16 protein-coding genes and 7 pseudogenes are annotated in these 19,613 nt (G+C 36.6%); 10 read left to right on the top strand and 13 right to left on the bottom strand.

Annotated elements, in window-relative coordinates:
* Positions 1-37 precede the first annotated feature (37 nt).
* The 3 genes from NBW36_RS02650 to NBW36_RS02640 all read left to right on the top strand — a co-directional run bounded on the left by NBW36_RS02650 (position 38) and on the right by NBW36_RS02640 (position 2,807).
* A complete protein-coding gene (locus tag NBW36_RS02650; protein WP_250237543.1) occupies positions 38-925 on the top strand; it encodes a metal ABC transporter solute-binding protein, Zn/Mn family in 888 nt (295 codons plus the stop codon).
* A 215-nt stretch (positions 926-1,140) separates the two neighbouring features.
* On the top strand, positions 1,141-2,040 hold the full coding sequence (locus NBW36_RS02645) for a metal ABC transporter solute-binding protein, Zn/Mn family (protein WP_256465562.1): 900 nt from the start codon (positions 1,141-1,143) through the stop codon (positions 2,038-2,040).
* A 2-nt stretch (positions 2,041-2,042) separates the two neighbouring features.
* On the top strand, positions 2,043-2,807 hold the full coding sequence (locus NBW36_RS02640) for a metal ABC transporter ATP-binding protein (RefSeq protein WP_250237539.1): 765 nt from the start codon (positions 2,043-2,045) through the stop codon (positions 2,805-2,807).
* A 168-nt stretch (positions 2,808-2,975) separates the two neighbouring features.
* On the opposite strand, the pseudogene NBW36_RS02635 reads toward NBW36_RS02640, so the two are convergent.
* A pseudogene (locus tag NBW36_RS02635) lies at positions 2,976-4,210 on the bottom strand (IS256 family transposase).
* Between the two features lie 76 nt (positions 4,211-4,286).
* A pseudogene (locus tag NBW36_RS02630) lies at positions 4,287-5,168 on the bottom strand (IS982 family transposase).
* A 427-nt stretch (positions 5,169-5,595) separates the two neighbouring features.
* Between NBW36_RS02630 and NBW36_RS02625 the strand changes: the two are divergent.
* Positions 5,596-5,703, top strand: a pseudogene (locus NBW36_RS02625) (IS6 family transposase); the annotation flags it as partial.
* Between the two features lie 77 nt (positions 5,704-5,780).
* Here NBW36_RS02625 and NBW36_RS02620 read toward each other — a convergent pair.
* The 3 genes from NBW36_RS02620 to NBW36_RS02610 are packed head-to-tail and all read right to left on the bottom strand — an operon-like array spanning position 5,781 to position 7,609.
* On the bottom strand, positions 5,781-6,371 hold the full coding sequence (locus NBW36_RS02620; protein ID WP_250237537.1) for an energy-coupling factor transporter transmembrane component T family protein: 591 nt from the start codon (positions 6,369-6,371) through the stop codon (positions 5,781-5,783).
* Positions 6,358-7,041 (bottom strand): energy-coupling factor ABC transporter ATP-binding protein, encoded by a 684-nt coding sequence (locus NBW36_RS02615; RefSeq protein WP_250237535.1) that lies wholly within the window; start codon positions 7,039-7,041, stop codon positions 6,358-6,360. The genes NBW36_RS02620 and NBW36_RS02615 overlap by 14 nt, the downstream gene beginning before the upstream one ends.
* 25 nt (positions 7,042-7,066) lie before the next feature.
* Entirely contained in the window at positions 7,067-7,609 is a 543-nt protein-coding gene (locus NBW36_RS02610; protein ID WP_250237533.1) for a biotin transporter BioY, read from the bottom strand.
* 161 nt (positions 7,610-7,770) lie between these two features.
* Between NBW36_RS02610 and NBW36_RS02605 the strand changes: the two are divergent.
* Positions 7,771-8,001: pseudogene (locus tag NBW36_RS02605) on the top strand (IS982 family transposase); the annotation flags it as partial.
* Between the two features lie 270 nt (positions 8,002-8,271).
* On the opposite strand, the gene NBW36_RS05695 reads toward NBW36_RS02605, so the two are convergent.
* From NBW36_RS05695 to NBW36_RS02585, 4 genes are all read right to left on the bottom strand, one after another.
* Positions 8,272-8,493, bottom strand: coding sequence for a hypothetical protein (locus NBW36_RS05695; protein ID WP_439099484.1), 222 nt, complete (start codon positions 8,491-8,493; stop codon positions 8,272-8,274).
* 122 nt (positions 8,494-8,615) lie between these two features.
* Positions 8,616-9,254, bottom strand: coding sequence for a 16S rRNA (guanine(527)-N(7))-methyltransferase RsmG (gene rsmG / locus NBW36_RS02595; protein WP_250239023.1), 639 nt, complete (start codon positions 9,252-9,254; stop codon positions 8,616-8,618).
* A 19-nt stretch (positions 9,255-9,273) separates the two neighbouring features.
* Positions 9,274-9,834, bottom strand: a complete 561-nt coding sequence (hslV, locus tag NBW36_RS02590) for an ATP-dependent protease subunit HslV (protein WP_250239021.1) — start codon at positions 9,832-9,834, stop codon at positions 9,274-9,276.
* Between the two features lie 24 nt (positions 9,835-9,858).
* Positions 9,859-11,085 (bottom strand): dihydrolipoamide acetyltransferase family protein, encoded by a 1,227-nt coding sequence (locus NBW36_RS02585; RefSeq protein ID WP_250239019.1) that lies wholly within the window; start codon positions 11,083-11,085, stop codon positions 9,859-9,861.
* Positions 11,086-11,399: 314 nt separating this feature from the next.
* Between NBW36_RS02585 and tilS the strand changes: the two genes are divergently transcribed.
* From tilS to NBW36_RS02565, 5 genes and pseudogenes are all read left to right on the top strand, one after another.
* On the top strand, positions 11,400-12,803 hold the full coding sequence (gene tilS, locus NBW36_RS02580) for a tRNA lysidine(34) synthetase TilS (RefSeq protein WP_250239017.1): 1,404 nt from the start codon (positions 11,400-11,402) through the stop codon (positions 12,801-12,803).
* Between the two features lie 18 nt (positions 12,804-12,821).
* Positions 12,822-13,421 (top strand): annotated as a pseudogene (locus NBW36_RS02575) (IS6 family transposase); the annotation flags it as partial.
* A gap of 481 nt (positions 13,422-13,902) precedes the next feature.
* Complete coding sequence (locus NBW36_RS05460) at positions 13,903-14,025, top strand: hypothetical protein (RefSeq protein ID WP_256465598.1); 123 nt, start codon at positions 13,903-13,905, stop codon at positions 14,023-14,025.
* Between the two features lie 101 nt (positions 14,026-14,126).
* Positions 14,127-15,006, top strand: a pseudogene (locus NBW36_RS02570) (IS982 family transposase).
* Between the two features lie 75 nt (positions 15,007-15,081).
* Positions 15,082-16,091, top strand: a pseudogene (locus NBW36_RS02565) (IS256 family transposase).
* A 119-nt stretch (positions 16,092-16,210) separates the two neighbouring features.
* Here NBW36_RS02565 and NBW36_RS02560 read toward each other — a convergent pair.
* From NBW36_RS02560 to NBW36_RS02545, 4 genes are all read right to left on the bottom strand, one after another.
* Positions 16,211-16,438, bottom strand: coding sequence for a DEAD/DEAH box helicase family protein (locus tag NBW36_RS02560; RefSeq protein WP_250239013.1), 228 nt, complete (start codon positions 16,436-16,438; stop codon positions 16,211-16,213).
* A gap of 26 nt (positions 16,439-16,464) precedes the next feature.
* The gene (locus NBW36_RS02555; protein WP_250239011.1) at positions 16,465-17,199 is read right to left on the bottom strand and encodes an ankyrin repeat domain-containing protein; all 735 of its coding nucleotides are present in this window, start codon (positions 17,197-17,199) and stop codon (positions 16,465-16,467) included.
* Between the two features lie 225 nt (positions 17,200-17,424).
* A complete protein-coding gene (locus NBW36_RS02550) occupies positions 17,425-18,369 on the bottom strand; it encodes an FKBP-type peptidyl-prolyl cis-trans isomerase (protein WP_250239009.1) in 945 nt (314 codons plus the stop codon).
* 40 nt (positions 18,370-18,409) lie between these two features.
* Positions 18,410-19,414 carry a DHH family phosphoesterase gene (locus NBW36_RS02545; RefSeq protein WP_250239007.1) on the bottom strand — a complete coding sequence of 335 codons (1,005 nt, stop codon included), beginning with the start codon at positions 19,412-19,414 and terminating at the stop codon, positions 18,410-18,412.
* Positions 19,415-19,613: the final 199 nt, after the last annotated feature.

The raw sequence follows: 19,613 nt of genomic DNA, 5'->3' as shown, positions 1-19,613 counted from the left end.
AGCTTTTATTAGGTACCTATCGTCCAATAGGTATAAGATGGTTTATTTGTTTTTTGGGTTAAGCCTATTTTCGTGTGTTGATCATACTCCAGACGAACCATTTACCATTTTAACCACCACGGGTATGCTCAGAGACGCTGTTGAAAACATTGTAAAAGAGGATGCGCGTGTAGTCAGCCTAATGGGACCTGGTATAGACCCTCATACCTATCAAACTACTCAAAAAGATGTACAGCAGCTTATGCATGCGCATATAATCTTTTATAATGGCCTTGATTTGGAAGGCAAAATGAATAATCTATTGAAAGAAATGGCCAAAGCAAGGAAGGTGTATGCGGCTAGTGATGCCCTCAATAAAACACAGCTACTATGCGACGGTTCTATCGGAGTAGACCCCCATATCTGGTTTGATGTAAAGCTATGGAAACAGGTGATTGGTTTTATCAGTCAAAAACTTCAAGCAGCAAAGCCTGAATCAGCGGCTTATTATCAAAATAATACGTTGACTTATATGGAAGTACTAGAGCAATTACATCAATCGGTTGTTGCCCAAATCCAATCCATTCCAAAGAAACAACGGGTATTGATTACTGCACATGATGCTTTTGGTTACTTTGGAAAGGCTTATGATATAGAAGTAGTTGGTTTACAGGGTATTTCTACTGCATCTGAGTGCGGGTTAAAAGATATTAGGCGCATTGTAAAGCTTATTATAGAACGAAATATTAAAGCAGTTTTTTTTGAAACTTCTGTTTCAGATAAGTCCATGCGGGCTGTAGTAGAAGGTTGTGCCCGTTACAGCCATAAAGTAAGGGTAGGGGGCTACCTCTATTCTGATGCACTGGGTGCACCTAATACGCTAGAAGTAACCTATTGTGGCATGGTCAGTGCCAATGCTAAAACGATTGTCAATGCACTATCATAAATATGATATCTAAGAGAAGCATAAAGATATAATAATTCATCTTTACAAATAGCAAAAATTTATAAGGAAAAAGTTAGCTTTGCATTGCCCACTTATAAAATTACAAAGAAGTGCAATCGCATTATTGGGTCGACTTATCTAAGCGATAGAAAAGATCGAGTAGCCTATAGCAATAGGCTATCAATGGGTATGTAGTGTTAAACATAATATTCTGTATGATAGAAAATTTTACTAGATGCATATTATTAAATTCGTATAAAGCTTTTTGTCTATTTTCTTGTTTGATCCTATCCTCTTGTATTTTAACCACGACAGACATCTTGAGAGATGCTATTAAAAACATTGTGAAGGAGGATGCCCAAGTAGTGAATTTGATGGGACCTGGTATAGATCCTCATATATATCAAACTACCCAAAAAGATGTGCAACAGCTTAGGCGCGCGCATATAATATTTTACAATGGTCTTGATTTAGAGGATAAAATGACAGATCTATTGCAAAGAATGTCTAAAGAAAGGAAAGCTTATGCGGTTAGTGAGGCCCTCAATAAAACAGAGCTGCTATACGGTCCCATTGGGGTAGACCCCCATATCTGGTTTGATGTAAGACTATGGAAACAGGTAGTCAGTTTTATCGGTCAAAAGCTACAAGAAGCAAGACCCGTATCAGCGGCTTACTATCAAAATAATACGTTGGCTTATATAGAAGCACTAAAGCAATTACATCAATCAGTTACTACCCAAATTCAATCTATTCGAGCAAAACAGCGGGTACTGATCATAGCACATGATGCTTTTGGTTGCCTTAGCAAGGCGTATAATATAGAAGTAGTTGGTTTACAAGGCGTTTCTACTATACCTGAATCTGGGTTAAAAAACATTAAAAATATTGTAGAGCTTGTTATAGAACGAAATATTAAAGCAGTTTTTTTTGAAACTTCTGTTTCAGATAAATCCATGCAGGCTGTAGTAGAGGGTTGTGCCCATTATGGGCATAAGGTAGTGGTAGGAGGCTGCCTCTATTCTGATGCACTAGGTGCATCTGATACTATAGAAGGAACCTATTGTGGCATGGTCCGTTCCAATGCCACAACGATTGTTAATGCACTGAAATAAGCATGATGCAGGTAGAAGCGTATAGCGTAAGCATAAAAGACTTAACCGTTGGCTATACAAAGGGCAAAATTGTGCTGGAAAAAGTTAGTTTTGGTTTGCCACCACATAAAATTATTGGAATAATAGGTCCCAATGGAGCAGGTAAATCTACCCTACTGAAAGCTGCTATGGGGCTTATTCCTTGTCAAACGGGTGAAATAAAATTATTTGGGGAACCTATCCACAAGGTAAGAAGACGTATTAGTTATGTCCCCCAAAAAGAGTCAGTAGATTGGGACTTTCCTGCTTCTGTGTTTGACATTGCGCTTTTGGGTAGGTATAATAGATTGGGATTTTTTCAATGGCCTAACAAAAGAGATAAAGCAGTAGCTATGCATTGCTTAGAAAAGTTGGGCATGGCCCATCTTGCCAAGCGACAAATTGGAGCTCTATCTGGAGGACAACAGCAGCGCGTATTTTTAGCGAGAGCATTGGCACAAGATGCAGAATTGTATTTTATGGACGAACCGTTTACAGGTATAGATGTTACTACAGAAAAAATGGTTATTACACTTTTAAAAAACATGGTGGCAGCAGGGAAAACGATTGTGGTCGTACACCATGACTTGGGATCCGTACATAGCTATTTTGATTGGCTGGTGTTGCTCAACCATACACTTATAGCTTCTGGTGATACAAAAGAGGTTTTTACAGCTGGCTTACTAGAAAAAACCTATGGTAGTGCGTTTCCTTGCTTTCAAGAATACTCAAGAAAGTCTACGTTATAAGTTCTAGAGCGTTCATCTATTACTTATGTTTATAGCATAATGTTTAAAAATCTAAATATTCTATATACAAGAGGTTCCGAGGACTAGGAAGAGTGGTTCTGTCGCGTCTACATTTCCGTTAGTAAAGGCTTTTCGGAAGTGTTTTATAAACTGTTTCACATCTCCTGTTCATCTCAACGTCTCTTTTAATCTACCGGGAAAAAAGATGTCTATCTGAGATATAGTCAGCGCCCAGTTTCGCAGCGGAATAGTCCATTTATCCTCGATCTTCTTTATGGCACAATATACTAATTTATACAAAGCATTTATACTGGTAAACGTTTTGTCTTGGTAAACTTCCTAATCTGCCTATGCAAGCTTTCTATAGGATTGGTGGTATAAATTAGCCTTCTGACAGGATCTGAATACTTAAAATAACCAGACAAATGTTCCCAATTATTTTGCCAAGATTTGGTAACCATTGGATACTTCCCCCCCCATTTTTCTTCTAATTCCAATAGATAATGCTCAGCAACTTCCTTACTTGAAGCTTGATATATTTGCTTTAAATCAGTTAAAAAACGTTTTACGTCTTTGATAGCTACATACTTGAGTGAGTTTCGTATCTGATGTACTACACAGACCTGCACTTGTGCATTAGGGAAAACGCTATTTATGGCTGAAGGAAAGCTTTTTAGGCCATCAACACAGGCAATAAGGATATCTTCTACACCTCTTTCCTTAAGCTCGTTAAGTACACCCAACCAGAAGTTAGCCCCCTCACTTTCAGACAAATAAAATCCCAATACTTCTTTTTTACCCTCTTGATCTATGCCTAATAAGGTATACATGCATTTGCTTACACATCTGCCATCTTCTTTTACCTTAAAAAATATCCCATCCATGAAAACTATCGGATAAACTGATTGAAGAGGGCGGTTACGCCATTCATTTATTATCGGTAACAAGCTATCTGTAATAGATGATATTTCAGCAGCTGATACTTTATGATCATAGATCTCTTCAACATAAACGGCTATAGATTTATAGCTCATACCACTAGAAAACATGCTTAAGATCTTGCTTTCCAGCTCAGGATGTAGGCTTGTTTGACGCTTTTTAACTATTTGTGGATCGAAACTACCTGTCCTATCCCTAGGAGTTAGCAGATCAAAGGAACCAGAACTTGTACGTAAAGTTTTAGAGCTTTTTCCATTTCTTCTATTATTTTCTGTTGAATCACTAGATAAATGGTGTGCCATTTCACCTTCTAGACTTGCCTCTAGAAGCTTTTTTATCAGAGGCGTTAAAGCACCACCTTTTCCTGTTAAAGGCTTACCTAAACGGATAGAGCACAAAATATTTTCCTCCAGAAATTTGTAATCTACTAAACCAACATAGGAATTGTCCTTATTTTCTTCCATGTCTAAAACCTTTAATGTTTATTTAATTAATTTATAACTTTTTATCGCCTTGACACAGTTTATAGAACACTTCCGATTAGACGTATTGTGAACCAGTCATATATATATTAGTTATAGAAGGTTTTTTCTCTTTTAGTGCATAAGCTGTAATTCCAGTTATCAAATTGACTAGAAAATTAGGTATGCTTCTATGCCTGGAATGTTCTATCTGGCTAATATTTTTGAGATGATCTATAATAGTTTCAATTATAGATCGTTTTCTAAGCATCAGTTTATCCCAGAGTGGCATAAAAGCATTTTTCATATTTTTTCTGATCTGGGTAATGAGTTCCACGCCTTTCTCGATCAGTTTTTTAAATAAATCTTTGCTTATGTAACCTTTATCGGCAAACATTTTACCCATGAAGTGTTTACATAAATTTTCTACAGGAAGCCTATCATTAGTTTTACCTGTGGTCAGTCGAAAATTCATGATTTCTCCTAAATCATTGACTATCAAGTGCAACTTTAATCCAAAAAACCAACCGATGCTGGTTTTACCTTTAGTAGCAATCGATTTAAAAACCCTGTGCGTATAGGCTCTTTTGATATGGCAAACCTTGATGGCTGTTGCATCCATAAAATAACAACCTGTTTTTGTTTTAGAAAGACTTTGTGTAAAACAGTACAAGGGAACTAACGTTCTTTGGATCAGTTCTATAAATCTATTCTAGCTTACTAACTTTCCAAATTTACTAGAATGAAATTGCTGTAAATGAATATAATAAGACTTAAAATTTCTAAAACCAATCACATGAAAGGCAATAAGAACAGTCATTATTTCACTCAAAGTTAATGAACAAGTTCTAGTGGGTTTTCTTTTAGAGTTGGTTAACAGTTGTTTTTCCATATACGGCATAAACTTTATGAGAAATTCATTAACAGCATAATATATTTCAACTAACTTTTCTACATTTATAACTAGCTCCTTTGGGTAATCTGGTTAGTATTTTTTTATCTCCAAATTTAAAACATAAAGGAGCTTTTTAAAGCTATTTTTTAACAAGCTAATCCCGAACTCAGGTTATTAATAACCGATTTCGCAGATACTTAACCCATAGAAGAAAAGGCCGTGGGTGTGGGTGGCAAAGCTATCCCAATAGCAAACTCTATACAATGGGGATGTTGTACATTGGTAGTGGAATGATTAACTATCCTGAGAGAGTTGTGCAAGGTTTATGAAGAAGACTGTCGGACCGCCGTATTCGGGAAAACTGAACGTACCTTGGGATGAGAAGGGAATGGGTAAACAATGAAGAATCAAGTTAGTCAGCTACTGTATTGCGAGCAATCAGAAGCAATAGATATGCTTAATTTTAAGTGGTCCAACCATTTCTTTACTCTAGACCATTGCAGGGATAGAAAACATTCCTATGATTCAAAAAGGACAAGTAATCGGAGCTAAAAATCATCTTTCTACTTTTGAGAATTTTGTTATGCTAGTGGCCGAATAATAACCAATATATATCCAAAACTTCACTTAAAAGAAAAGACGTTACTAACGAAAATATAGAAGCGACAGAACCAGACCTTATTCGCAGGATCGAGCCTCTATGGCTTCCGCTATATCATCTGCCATTTTTATGGTTTTTATAATTGAAGGAATAAGTATGGCTATAAAATTTTTATCTATTCCTTTTGCTTTTTGAGCTATTTTTACTTCCTTAAAGGTATCGATGATCAGTGGAGTAAAACGTACGGCTAGCGCAAAAGAAAGGCCAACCTCAGTAGGCTTTACCCCAATATATGATAATGGCTTTAGTAAAGCCGTTAATCCCTCAATCATATCTGAACTAGATGTGGTCAATAGGATCCATGAAGCAAACATTACAATGTTACATAATCTGAGTATCACCTTTATGCCATCTACCCAATCCCCCCAAATGGAATGCAGCACGAAAATTATAATCAATAGGTAAAAATAAGACCTTATTGGCTTAAGCAATTGCTTATAAGTACTATGCGTTAAGCAACTTAAAGAAAAGGTTATAAGCAGATTTACTAGGTAAAAACGCCAATCATATACTATAAAAGATAAACTCGCTACTAGTATAAGCAGCATGAGCTTCCATTTAGGGTCTATCCTACAAAATTTCTTAATGTATATTTTACAATTGATCATATATTAGATTTTGATAGCCTTTTATAGAGACAGAAGGGATATCATCTACAACTAAGCCTCCTTGGTCAAAAACCAGTACACGGTCGAAATGAGCCAACAGATCTAGGTCATGCGTAACCATTATAATGGTTTGCTGGAGTTCGTCTATTACTTGAAGTATTTTTCTCTTATTTTTCAGATCCAAAAACGTGGTTGGTTCATCAAATACAATATAGGTAGGCTCCATAACCAGAACAGACAAAATGGCTAAAAGTTGCTTTTCACCTCCACTAAGCAGATGTGATTTTCTATATCTTAGGTGAGATAGACCATAGGCAATGAGCAAATCATGAATCGCCTGGTTAATTTCTATCTTATTATAACCGATATTTTTAAGGCCAAATGCAATATCTTCTTCTACTATTGGAAATATAATTTGATGATCAGGATTTTGAAAAATAAATCCTACTTTACGTCTAATGGCTTTACCATTTTTACAAGTAGATAGATAATCAATTTGCACTTTCCCTTTAGATGGAAGCTGCAATCCATTTATAAGCCTAGCAAACGTACTTTTACCACTACCATTTGAACCTATAATGCCAATCCTTTTTTCATGTAATGTTACATTAATACCTTTTAAAGCATAGAAGCCGTCAAAGGAGACACTTACATTTTCTATTTTCACCATCTCATATGCTCAATATTACCTAGCGTTAAACTTTAATCAAAGGATAAGATTTTTTAATGACTATTGAGGTAGTAGCTGCAATCATGGCCTTAATGATATCCCCTGGAATAAATATAAAAGAAGATAAAAAAGCTTTATATAACTGAATATCAAATAGTATACTAATCCATAATAGACCCAAAATATAGAGCACAATAATCCCACCCAATAGGATATTTATAAAGGCCCAACCTAGATTCAGTCTATTCCAATTCCTTTCAAATAATAAGCCAATAACATATGCAGAAGCAGGGAAACCAAGTATAAAACCACCAGATGGTCCCATGATAACGCCTATTCCACCATGTCCACCTGCCATAATAGGCAGCCCAGTTGCCATGATGGTTATAAATAAAGTAGCGGCCAAAGCGCCTCTCTTAGCGCCTAAAATGCTACCTGCTAACATAGGTCCTAAAGATTGGGCGGTTATTGGAACTGGATTAAAGGGTAATAATATGGGGGGAATTACTGCTAAAACAGCAAATATTCCAGCGAATAGCGCAATGTATACAATATCTTTGGTGGACATAAGTGATTTCTATTTTTAAGATACAAGGTTGCCAGGTGGCTAACACAAATATAATAACGTGCGTTTTGGATTAGAAAATAAAAAATAGCTTTAAAAAGCTCCTTTGTGTTTTAAATTTGGAGATAAAAAAATACTAACCAGATTATCCAAAGGAGCCAGTTATGAATGTAGAAAAATTAGTTGAAATATATTATGCTGTTGATGAATTTCTCATAAAGTTTATGCCGTATATGGAAAAACAACTGTTAACCAACTCTAAAAGAAAACCCACTAGAACTTGTTCATTAACTTTGAGTGAAATAATGACTGTTCTTATTGCCTTTCATGTAATTGGTTTTAGAAATTTTAAATCTTATTATCTTCATTTACAACAGTTTCATGCTAATGATTTTGGCTAGCTACTAAACGTGAGTTCGGGATTTATTTGACTGATTTATAACAATTTAATATCAATTATTTAGTTAATATTTGCACCTATTTAACAAGTTTTTATATCTAATTCTATAAATATAATATATATAATAAACTGATTATCAGAATTATTTGTTATTAAACTACCTATTTAACTGTCTATAAAACAAATTTTATAAATTTTCATTAATATTGATTATCAAATGAAAAAATAATCTAATCCCGAACTCACGTTAGTAAGCTATAGTAGATTAATAGCTCTGGTTCAGAGCACAGTGCTTCCTTTTTACTTTTTTACAAAAAGTCTTTCCAAAATGAAAACAGGCTGTTACTTTATGGATGGAACGGCTATCAAGGTTTGTAACGTGAAAAGATCCTATGCTCACAAGGTTTTTCTTTTCAGCTGCAAGGTGCACTTTCCTATCATAACTTTTTATAAGGGGCAGTTTCTTATTTTTTTGTAGCATGGCCATACCGGTGAATAGGTACTTTTGATCAAGCAAGAATGTCATATAAATGCCTTATAATTTAGGTTTATTTATTAAGGGATAAATCTTTAAGCCCACACTATTGTCTAAATGCATACAATGATAAATTATATCATGTACCCATGCACCAAATATTTTTCTTTAAAAAAAGACTCGGTAAAATACTGCTGAAGGGGATATAGATCCATAGATAATGGCAAGGTTTCAAATGGCGCGCCCTTCAGGTAGAGTATACCATTATATAAGCTATTTTTGCTTTCCTTAGCTATTTTATCTTTTACCCAACTATAGAACAAGTTTAGATTGGTAACGCCTCTGCCCACTATAAAATCATACGCCCCCTTTAAGGTCTCTCCTCTTACCCAAGAGACTGTAATATTGTTCAACCCAAGGGTGGTTATAATTTCTTGTACTGCTTTTATCTTTTTTGCAGTAGCATCCACTAAATGAAAATCCACCTCTGGAAAGACAATCGCCAAAGGAATACCAGGAAAGCCTCCTCCTGTTCCAAAATCTAAAATCTTACTATGGGCAGAAAAAGTAGTTACCTTAGCAATAGCCAACGCATGCAAGACATGGTGGAGATAAAGATGGTCTATATCTTTACGAGATATAAGATTGAGGGTTTCATTCCAATAGGCATAAATAGGACCTAGACGATGAAAAAGCGCTATTTGGGCTGGTGACAGTTCAGGAAAATAATGCGGTACAATAGAAGCTGCATACAAATTTTTTTGTTGAACCATGCTTTATAAACCTATTGCATCAATCGTTTTTGCTATCTTCATTCTGCAATGCTTCAAAGACAAAGTTGTGGTTGGTATAGATACAAATATCTGCTGTTATGGTCAAGCTTTCTCGGACCATTTCCATAGCGGTTAAATGAGGCGCATGTTTCATCAAAGCCATGGCAGCCGATTGTGCATACATACTGCCCGATCCAATAGCTGCTAAAGGGTAATCTGGTTCCAACACATCACCTGTACCCGTAACCATTAATAGCGCTTCTCGATTGGCCACTACCAACATCGCTTCCAACCGTTTAAGGATACGATCTGTACGCCAATCCTTAGCCAATTCAATGGCCGATCGCTTCATATTGCCGTGATAACTTTGCAGTTTTTCCTCAAAACGTTCTAGTAAGGTAAAGGCATCAGCTGTAGAACCTGCAAAACCGGCTAAAATTTTTCCTCCAAAGAGCTTTCTTACCTTTTTAACATTATGTTTGGCAACCGTATGGCCAAATGTAGCCTGGCCATCTGCACCAATGACTACCGCTCCATTGTGCATCATCGCTAAAACGGTGGTCGATTGAACTTGGGTCATATGATTATTTTAAGCTAAATAAGTTTATAGCAATAAACTAAATGGTTTTTCCAACAATGCTTTTAAGGTGGATAAAAACAATGCGCCCACTGAACCATCGACCACACGATGGTCACAAGATAAGGTAACCTGTAACATGTGCGCAGGAATAACCTGATTATCTTGAATAATAGGTATCTGCTGAACCGCACCAACCGCTAAAATACAAGCCGCTGGTGGGTTAATAATAGCTGAAAAGGATTTTATACCCAACATGCCTAAATTTGAAATAGTAAAAGTAGCACCTGTAGTATCTTGAGCAGTCAGTTTTTTCTGTTGTGCCTGCTCAAACAGTACTTTTACTTCTTTACTAATTGCTATCAGTGGTTTTCGGTCTGCAAAACGGACTACAGGAACGATTACCCCCTCTTCAACTGCTACCGCTACACCTATATGCACATCCTGGTAACTTCTAATCTTATCGGTTAACCATACAACATTTACTTTTGGATGTTGGGCAAGTGCTAAGGCAGCAGCCTTAATGATCAGATCATTAATAGAAATTTTTGTTGCCGCATGGTGGTTCAGCTCTGTGCGCAGCGCAACGATTTTATTCATATTGATGCCAACTGTCAAGTAGAAATGGGGAATGTTCATTTTACTTTCTGTCAGAACTTTGGCTATGGTCTGACGCATAGCAGAAATTGGCAGGTCTTGATAGGATGGTTCAGTCGACTGTGCATCCATGTAATCTTGGTGCAATCGATGAGGGACAAAATGGATCACATCCTTTTTAACCACCCGCCCTGCTTCACCAGATCCCTGAATCTGTGTAATATCATATCCCTTTTCTTTTGCTATTTTTTTAGCCAAGGGCGAAGCAAAAAATCGATCTGAAAGCAGAAAGGGTTGGGTATGACCGGCAGGTTCTACTACTGGGCTATCTACAACTGGAACAGATGGCAGTGCTACACTCCTATCAGTAGCCCCATCTATAGAAGCAGTAGAAGCAAGAAAAGCGCTAATATCTTCTTCCGCGTCCCCTATAATGGCAATAATATCATTCACCCGTGCCGCTGATTTGTCTGCTACACCTATATACAACAATGTGCCCTCTTCATACGCCTCCAACTCCATAGTAGCCTTGTCTGTCTCTACTTCAGCAAGTATATCACCTGCCACCACCTTATCCCCCACCTGCTTTACCCAACGGCTTATGATACCTTGGTGCATAGTATCACTCATCTTAGGCATCCTAATGAACTCTGCCATATGCTTTAAATAACGCGTTAAAACAACCTAATACTACCTTAAATGTATCCGTTTAGCCAGTATGGCCATGTTACGCAACAAACAAAAAAAAGAACGGGCTCAGCATCAAGCAAAAAGTAGCATATATATTCCTTTCTTACCACTGATCTGACCATATACCCTTGAATAGCTAGGACAGGATACATTTTCCCTAACTTTAGAATAAATTTACATATAATTTAGCAACTATACTGCTTGATCTATGATTCCTTGGGTGTAAAAGAAACAATGATGGCATATTTTCTACCTATGGTTGGTGCTCCAATTTTAGATCCATGTTAGCATCTTTTTTAGACTTTCTACAGCGCGAACAACTGATCGTAGGTAGACACCAAACTACCCTTTTAGCAGTAAGTGGTGGGGTAGATTCTGTAGTACTCGCTCACCTGTTCAAACAGGCTTGCTTGCCTTTTGCTATTGCCCATTGCAATTTTAATTTACGTGGCGCAGAAGCAGCAGCTACAACTGCATTTGTAAAAGCGTTAGCGGAATCCTATCAAGTACCTTTTTGTAGTACTCAATTTGACACCACCACTTTTGCATGCCACCACAAAGTTTCCATACAAATGGCTGCTAGAAGCTTACGCTACCAATTTTTTGATAAACTGCTGCAACAACATGGATGGCATCAAGTCGCTACGGCACACCATTGGGACGATGCCATTGAAACCATCCTATTAAACTTTATTAAAGGCACGGGTATTAGGGGGTTTTATGGCATACAACCTCTCCATGGTCAGGTCATACGCCCCCTGCTTTTTGCTAGAAAAAAGGAAATAATAGATTATGCACAACAAGAAAAGCTGCATTGGCACGAAGATAGCTCTAACAGATGTAACCACTATCAAAGAAATTTTATTCGCAACAAAGTTATTCCCCTTTTACACCAAGTCAATCCAAACTTTGAGACAACTACTCAAGAAACCGCTACAAAATTAAAAGACATAGGCAGCTTCTTCGAAGGCCATTTGGCTCAGATTAAAAAAGAGATAAGCCATTTTAAAGATGGAATCCATTACCTAGCGATTGACCCAATCGTCCATCAGCCATGGGCAGCTACTGTCGCATTTGAGCTATTACGTCCTTATGGCTTTACCTTTCAACAAATTAAAAAGCTTACCACAGCCACCATGACCAGTGGAAAGAGGATCCACTCAACGGGCTATACGCTATATGTAGATAGAAAAGAGTGGCTGATAAGCAAGAAAAAACGATCACTGTTTCAGCAGGCATTGGTTACCGTGACTACACAATCCATTGCATATGGCAGTCATGCTTTGCATTTGCAAACCTACGATAGAGCCGACTATATACTAAAAAAAACAGTAATGATCGGCGCATTCGATTACCATATGTTGCAATTTCCGCTGATCATACGTCCATGGCAAGCTGGAGATCTTTTCTATCCCCTTGGCATGCAAGGGCGTAAAAAGATCAGTGATCTATTGATTGACCTTAAAATACCAATGGCTATCAAAAACAAGGTATTAGTGGTCACAAGCAATGATCAGATCATATGGGTAGTGAGCCACCGAATAGACGAACGCTTTAAAGTAGCCCAGACCACAAAAGCAGTATTTGAAATAATAGTGGCCGAATCGCAAGATCTGTTTAGGGCAGATGCAAAAGGTTCTGTCGCGTTTATTCTAAAAAATGATTATTTTAGTATCTGTAATTAAATTAAAAAAGTAGTTATTATGTTTAATATTTCGCCCAAATTATTACCTTATTTTAAGGGCTATTGTTCTTCAGCAGAAGTCATCCTGTTATTTGTCTAGATGAAGTGTCGTTTTTCCTTGAGCTATAGAGATTTGGAAGATATGATGCGTATGAGAGGCGCAAGAGTTGATCATTCTACGCTACAAAGATGGGTTATTAAGTTTGTTCCTCTTATAGATGAAGCAGTAAGCAAAAGAAAACGACCAGTTGGTGGTAGTTGGAGAATGGATGAAACCTATGTTAAACTAAACGGGAAGTGGATCTATTTATATAGAGCAGTAGATCGTTATGATGATACAGTTAACTTTTTTCTATCTGAGCATAGAGACAAGTCTGCAGCTTTTTCTTTTTTTCGTAAGGCGATCACAGAAAATAATATTCCTAAGAAAGTAGTAATTGACAAAAGCAGTAGTAATAAAGCTGCCTTTGATACGATCAATACAGAACTTGATCAAGATCATACCATTCAAATATTTCAAAACAAATACTTGAATAATAGAGTTGAACAAGATCATAGGTTTATCAAAAAACGGCTAAAACCTATGCTTAGTTTTAAGTGTTTTAAGTCTGCAGCCATTGCACGCCGGCACAGGTGTGCAACAAATGGGGTGTAAGTCCCCTGACTCTAATTTGTCTATTTCGGGAGTCTAGCAGGAGGTTGGATTTGTGGGGTGATTCACAGGTTTAAGTTACCTTTAAATGCATCTGCAAAATAGCGGGCTGCAACAAAAGTGAACCCGAATTAGCCTCGTTAACCGTTTAAGCGCATTTGCCGACTGTCTAGTGGCTACAGGAAGGCTGATAGTAGGATGTAAAAAATAGACCATGACCATCATACAAGTGCCGGGGTGTTAGGGGTTGCACGCTATGAATGTTTCACATCGTAGTCCGGGAGATCTGATATGAATCCAGTAGGCCACTGGAAACTTTATTGTATAAGTAAAGCGAAATCAATAAGGGTGATATCAGAAGTCTGCGGGGTCCATAATACCGTTCGTATTGATTGGGAAACCACTCAAGAGGAAAGGGACCCTACTTCAGTTAACGAGTTTAAAAGAGTTGAGAACGTCTGATTGCCCTAAAGCTATGAACGGAACATTAAAAGTTCGGCAACTCCAAAGAACTCTATATCTTAAATCCAAGCAATGTAAGGAAGTCAGATTTTATAGTCTATATACCTGAGTTCGGGATTAGCTTGTTAAAAAATAGCTTTAATAAAGTTCCTTTGTGTTTTAAATTTGGAGATAAAAAAATACTAACCAGATTATCCAAAGGAGCCAGTTATGAATGTAGAAAAATTAGTTGAAATATATTATGCTGTTGATGAATTTCTCATAAAGTTTATGCCGTATATGGAAAAACAACTGTTAACCAATTCTAAAAGAAAACCCACTAGAACTTGTTCATTAACTTTGAGTGAAATAATGACTATTCTTATTGCCTTTCATGTGATTGGTTTTAGAAATTTTAAGTCTTATTATATTCATTTACAGAAATTTCATTCTGGTGAATTTGGAAAGTTAGTAAGCTAGAATAGATTTATAGAACTGATCCAAAGAACGTTAGTTCCCTTGTACTGTTTTACACAAAGTCTTGCTAAAAAAAACAGGTTGTTATTTTATGGATGCAACAGCCATCAAGGTTTTCCATATCAAAAGAGCCTATACGCACAGGGTTTTTAAATCGATTGCTACTAAAGGTAAAACCAGCATCGGTTGGTTTTTTAGATTAAATTTGCACTTGATAGTCAATGATTTAGGAGAAATTATGAATTTTCAACTGACCACAGGTAAAACTAATGATAGGCTTCCTGTAGAAAATTTGTATAAACACTTGATGGGTAAAATGTTTGCCGATAAAGGTTACATAAGCAAAGATTTATTTGAAAAACTGATCGAGAAAGGCGTGGAACTCATTACCCAGATCAGAAAAAATATGAAAAATGCTTTTACGCCACTCTGGGATAAACTGATGCTTAGAAAACGATCTATAATTGAAACTATTATAGATCAGCTCAAAAATATTAGCCAGATAGAACATTCCAGGCATAGAAGCATACCTAATTTTCTAGTCAATTTGATAGCTGGAATTACAGCTTATGCACTAAAAGAGAAAAAACCTTCTATAACTAATATATATATGACTGGTTCACAATACGTCTAATCCCGGAGTCTTTTGTTTTAAGTGTATAAATATTTTTTAGGATTTATCTTTACCTAAATCATAACACTTAAAACAATGAAAAGAAAAGAGACAGTTAAAGATAGGATAAGCAAGGCCATAGATGTACTGATAGAATCAGGTGTAGACCTTTCCAGACTTTTTGATCAAGACGGCTTACTCAAACAATTAAGTAAGCGTCTTGTAGAAAAAGCATTATATGCTAAAGGTATGAGTCTGTCAGATATTCAGATTCAAATACAGGAATTATATGGCGCAGAAGTAAGTGAAAGCCTGATAAGTAACATCACAGACTCTGTTATTGAAGATGTTAAGATATGGCAAAATCGTCCCTTAGAATCAGTCTATTCTATTGTTTTTTTTGATTGCTTTGTAGTTAAAGTTAGACAAGATAAGCGCATCATCAACAAGGCAGTCTATGTCGCTTTAGGTATAGATAGATCTGGCATAAAGGATGTTTTAGGGCTTTGGATGAGTGAAAATGAAGGGGCTAAATTTTGGTTAGGCAATTTAACAGAACTCAAAAATCGGGGTATGAACGATATGCTCATTGCATGTACAGATAATTTGTCAGGCATGTCTGAGGCCATTGCTGCTGTATACCCAAAAACGGAACATCAGCTCTGTATTGTTCATGCAATTAGGGGTAGTTTGCAGTATGTTTCTTATAAACATAGAAAGGTATTAGTTGCTGATTTAAAACCAATTTATACAGCAGTTACCGAGCAAGAAGCATTGATGGCCTTAGAAGCTTTTGCTACTAAGTGGAATCAACAATACCCACAAATAGCCCAATCTTGGTATGCTAACTGGGATAATCTGATGGTATTTTTACAGTACCCTAATGCCATACGTAAGGTCATTTACACAACAAATGTTTGGAATCTGTAAATAGCCAATTTCGTAGAGTTATCAAAAATAAAAGAGTGTTCCCTAACGATCTAGCTGTTTTTAAAACATTATATCTAATTATTAACTACATGACTAGAAAATGGACCACCTCTATTCATAACTGGAGCGAGGCTATGGCACATTTTTTAATTAAATTTGAAAACAGAATTGAATAAAACCAAAAAAATAATTTACACACTTAAGTGGACAGAGCCGCTTTTGAGAATTTTGTTATGCTAATGGCCGAATAATACGCAATATATATCCAAAACTTCACTTAAAAGAAAAGACGTTACTAACGAAAATATAGAAGCGACAGAACCGTATTTTTTATCTTTTTTATAGCATCCCGTGCAAGTTGGGGAACTTCCATAAAATCATCATAGTTAAATATGGTAAAAATAGGGTTATCCACCAAATGATTATCACAAACAATATACTTAAATTGAGCCAATTCTTGGGCAATGGTATATTTACCTGTTCCAGGTTTTCCTATAAGATATATAATGATGGTACCTTGCATTTTTTATCATGCTCAATAAAATAGGATTAGTTGCTACTATGTAATAGCAGCTGAACTATAACATTACTGCTTTGAGCGTAGTCTAATGGCGTACAATCATTATCATCTTTTGCATTTGGATCTAATTTTAATGCCAATAACTGCTCAACTATTTTATGACTTTCTTTATTTTTATCTTTATCTTTATTATCTTCTAACGCAGCTGCATAGTGCAATAAGGTTTTTCTATCCTCTCCCCGAATCGTTAGATTGTTCTGATCTACTGCTTTTTGAATCAATTGTTTCATAGCAAATGTATTGGGTGTATTAGGTGGGCTCCATGCACGATCTAAGGGCGTCTTACCCTCTCCATCTTTGGCATCTATCTTTGCACCTGCATCAAGCAACATTGTAATAATAATATCACCTTCTGTATTCCAATCACAGGCCCAATGTAAGGGCGTATTACTCTCTTTATCTTTGGCATCTATCTCTGCACCTGCATCAAGCAACATCTTAATAAGATCACTGCTTCTATTGAGATAACAGGCCCAATGTAAGGGCGTATGATGATTTGCATCTTTAGTATTGGGATCTGCATCTTGACGCAAACATGCGCTAACTTTTTCAGGTTTATCTTTTTGCAGAGCGCTAATCAGAGCACTCTGTGCCCGTTGTGGTTTATTTCCCCTTCCACAATTGCTTGCTTGCAAGGCAAATAACATCAGAATAGATAAAGCTATATAGTGCATATAATAGGCCAATATAATCAATAAGCGCATCAGATGTAGCTCAATATAATAACCTTAAAACAAGAAAAAACGCCTCTTGTAAAAAGTTACGACTAGAAAATACATCTAATAGCTGAAAAGAAAATCAGTTTGATAGAGGCCACGAGGTGACTTCTGTTTTTACCAGTGTGCTTTCAGCAGCTTTTTGCATCAGTATTTGATTTTTGCTTATTTGTTGATCAAGCAAAAAATAGGATATACATTCTTTCTCTTAACCTAGCAGACATCTACGACCTCAACCTCAAATAATAGAATTGAATTTGCAGGAAACGGCTTTCCTGTAGCATCTGGGCCATAGGCTAAAGTAGATGGTATAAAAAAACGTGCTTTTTCATGCTTCTTGAGCAATAATACACCTTCATCCAATCCTTTAATAACATCGCCAGCACCTACCTGAAACACAAATGGCTTGTAGGAATTTGTCTCATTGTAGAGATTGTTGGCCTTGGACACCTCTTCCACACTGGTATCAAAAATAGTACCATCTAATAGTCTACCGGTATAATGGACTTTAATGGTCTTACCCTTAACCACAGGCGTCGTAGCCTCGGCAGGCTGATCAATGATATAAAAAAAACCAGAATCAGTTGAAGATGCCTTAATATGACGCGTAGCTAAATAGTCGGTAATAAGCTGTTTATCTTTAGCTAGTTGTGCAGCACGGTCTGTTTCTACCATTTGGTTGTATGCTTGGTCGGTCATAATCTTACTTAATTTAATATCCGTTACTAGTTCATCATCCTTATGTACATGCAACGCCTTTAAAATCTGTTTCAACCGTTCTGGATTTTCTTCTTTCAGGTAGTATTGAGGAGCGCACTTAAAAACCATTCGTTGGTTTTCTTGCATCATACTGATCATTTCAGCTATTTGCTTGTATTTGGATTGAAAAGATTGATCAAATCGCAAGAAGAAAGGCTCCGGGTTATTGATTAATATGCTTTCTGTATGGCTACTTTGCTTGTCTTTTGCTCCTTTTTTAGGTATTGCTTTCATGACGAGAGAGAGCTCGATCCATTCACCATGCTTTTTTACTTGTCGTCCATTACCTCTATTCCCTATGGACTTGTAAGAAAGACCAGATAGAGTGGTTAAAAAAGGATAGCCATAACAATAGTACTGATGATTGTACCAGGCAAGTCCCACAACTAATGCCAACAATATCCACGTGTATACTATTTTACGTTTCATATGATTTTAATTAAAAATTAAATGGAAGCTCTTTTAATATTTTTTCAAATCGGTCCACTGTTTCAGTTAAACTTAAATGGGAAATACCTCCTGCAGCATTCTTATGTCCTCCGCCATTAAAGTATTTCTTGGCAATTAAGTTGGCTGGTAGGTCGCCAACAGATCGCAGGGAAAGATATACCATTTCATCTTTTTCCTTTAGCACAGCAGCTAGCGATATCCCTTGTAGGGAAAGTGCATAATCTACCAATCCTTCCGTATCGCCACTCTTTAAGTCGTATCTTTTGTAATCGTCTTTTTGAATAACAAAGTAGGCTACATGCAATTCGGGTAGCACAACCAAACGTTGACTAATTGCAAAACTAAAAAAATGCAACCTACTAAGCGGTTTATTGTCATAAATAAGCCATTGTACTCTAAAAGGATCTACACCATATTCTATCAAATCTGCTGCAATGCGATGCGTTATAGGTCTGGTGTTTGGATTTTTAAACGAGTTGGTATCGGTTACAAGACCGGTATACAAACAAGTGGCAACGGAAAGGGTGATCTTTTCTTTCTGTTCTAATGCTTCAAAAATTTGAAACAACACCTCTGCACTAGCAGCTGCTTTAGGATCCCATAATAAAAGGTCTGCAAAATTTTCAGGTTCTGTATGATGATCAATAATAATCTTAAATACATCGGGTCGCTTCAATAGATATGCCCATTCATCCAAGCGGCTAGCAGTAGAAAAATCCACACAAAATAGTAGATCTATCTCCTTTATTTGCGCCAGTAAGGTTTCCCGTGTGTGGTGGGCAGCTATTACTACAGAATCTACCCCTGGCAGCCAAGATAGAAAACTAGGATATTCGGTTGGCGTAATTACATGAACGGAATGCCCCTGTTCTCTTAGGAATAAAGCCAAAGCTAACGAAGTCCCAAGTGCATCCCCATCAGGCCTAGCATGCATGACCACTGCAACCTGCTTAGGACTAGCCAACTGTTCCTTTAGAATAAATATATCGTACATATAATATAGAGCATCTAATAAAAAATTGTGATATGGAAAAATTAATTTGTCTGTAACAATAGGGTTATTAAAACAATAATGGTTGAGGCGTTAAATGACATCTACGCTTATTGAGCGCTATAGATATAAGGGCCAACCTACTTTGACCATTATGGCTAATGGTTTAATTTTAAATGAAACTGATTAAATTGGGCCATTC

It is taken from the genome of Cardinium endosymbiont of Oedothorax gibbosus (genome assembly GCF_936981045.1).
In the GTDB taxonomy this organism is placed as follows: Bacteria; Bacteroidota; Bacteroidia; order Cytophagales; family Amoebophilaceae; genus Cardinium.
Note: the sequence above shows the minus strand (reverse complement) of the source record. Positions and strands in the feature narration are given on the sequence as shown.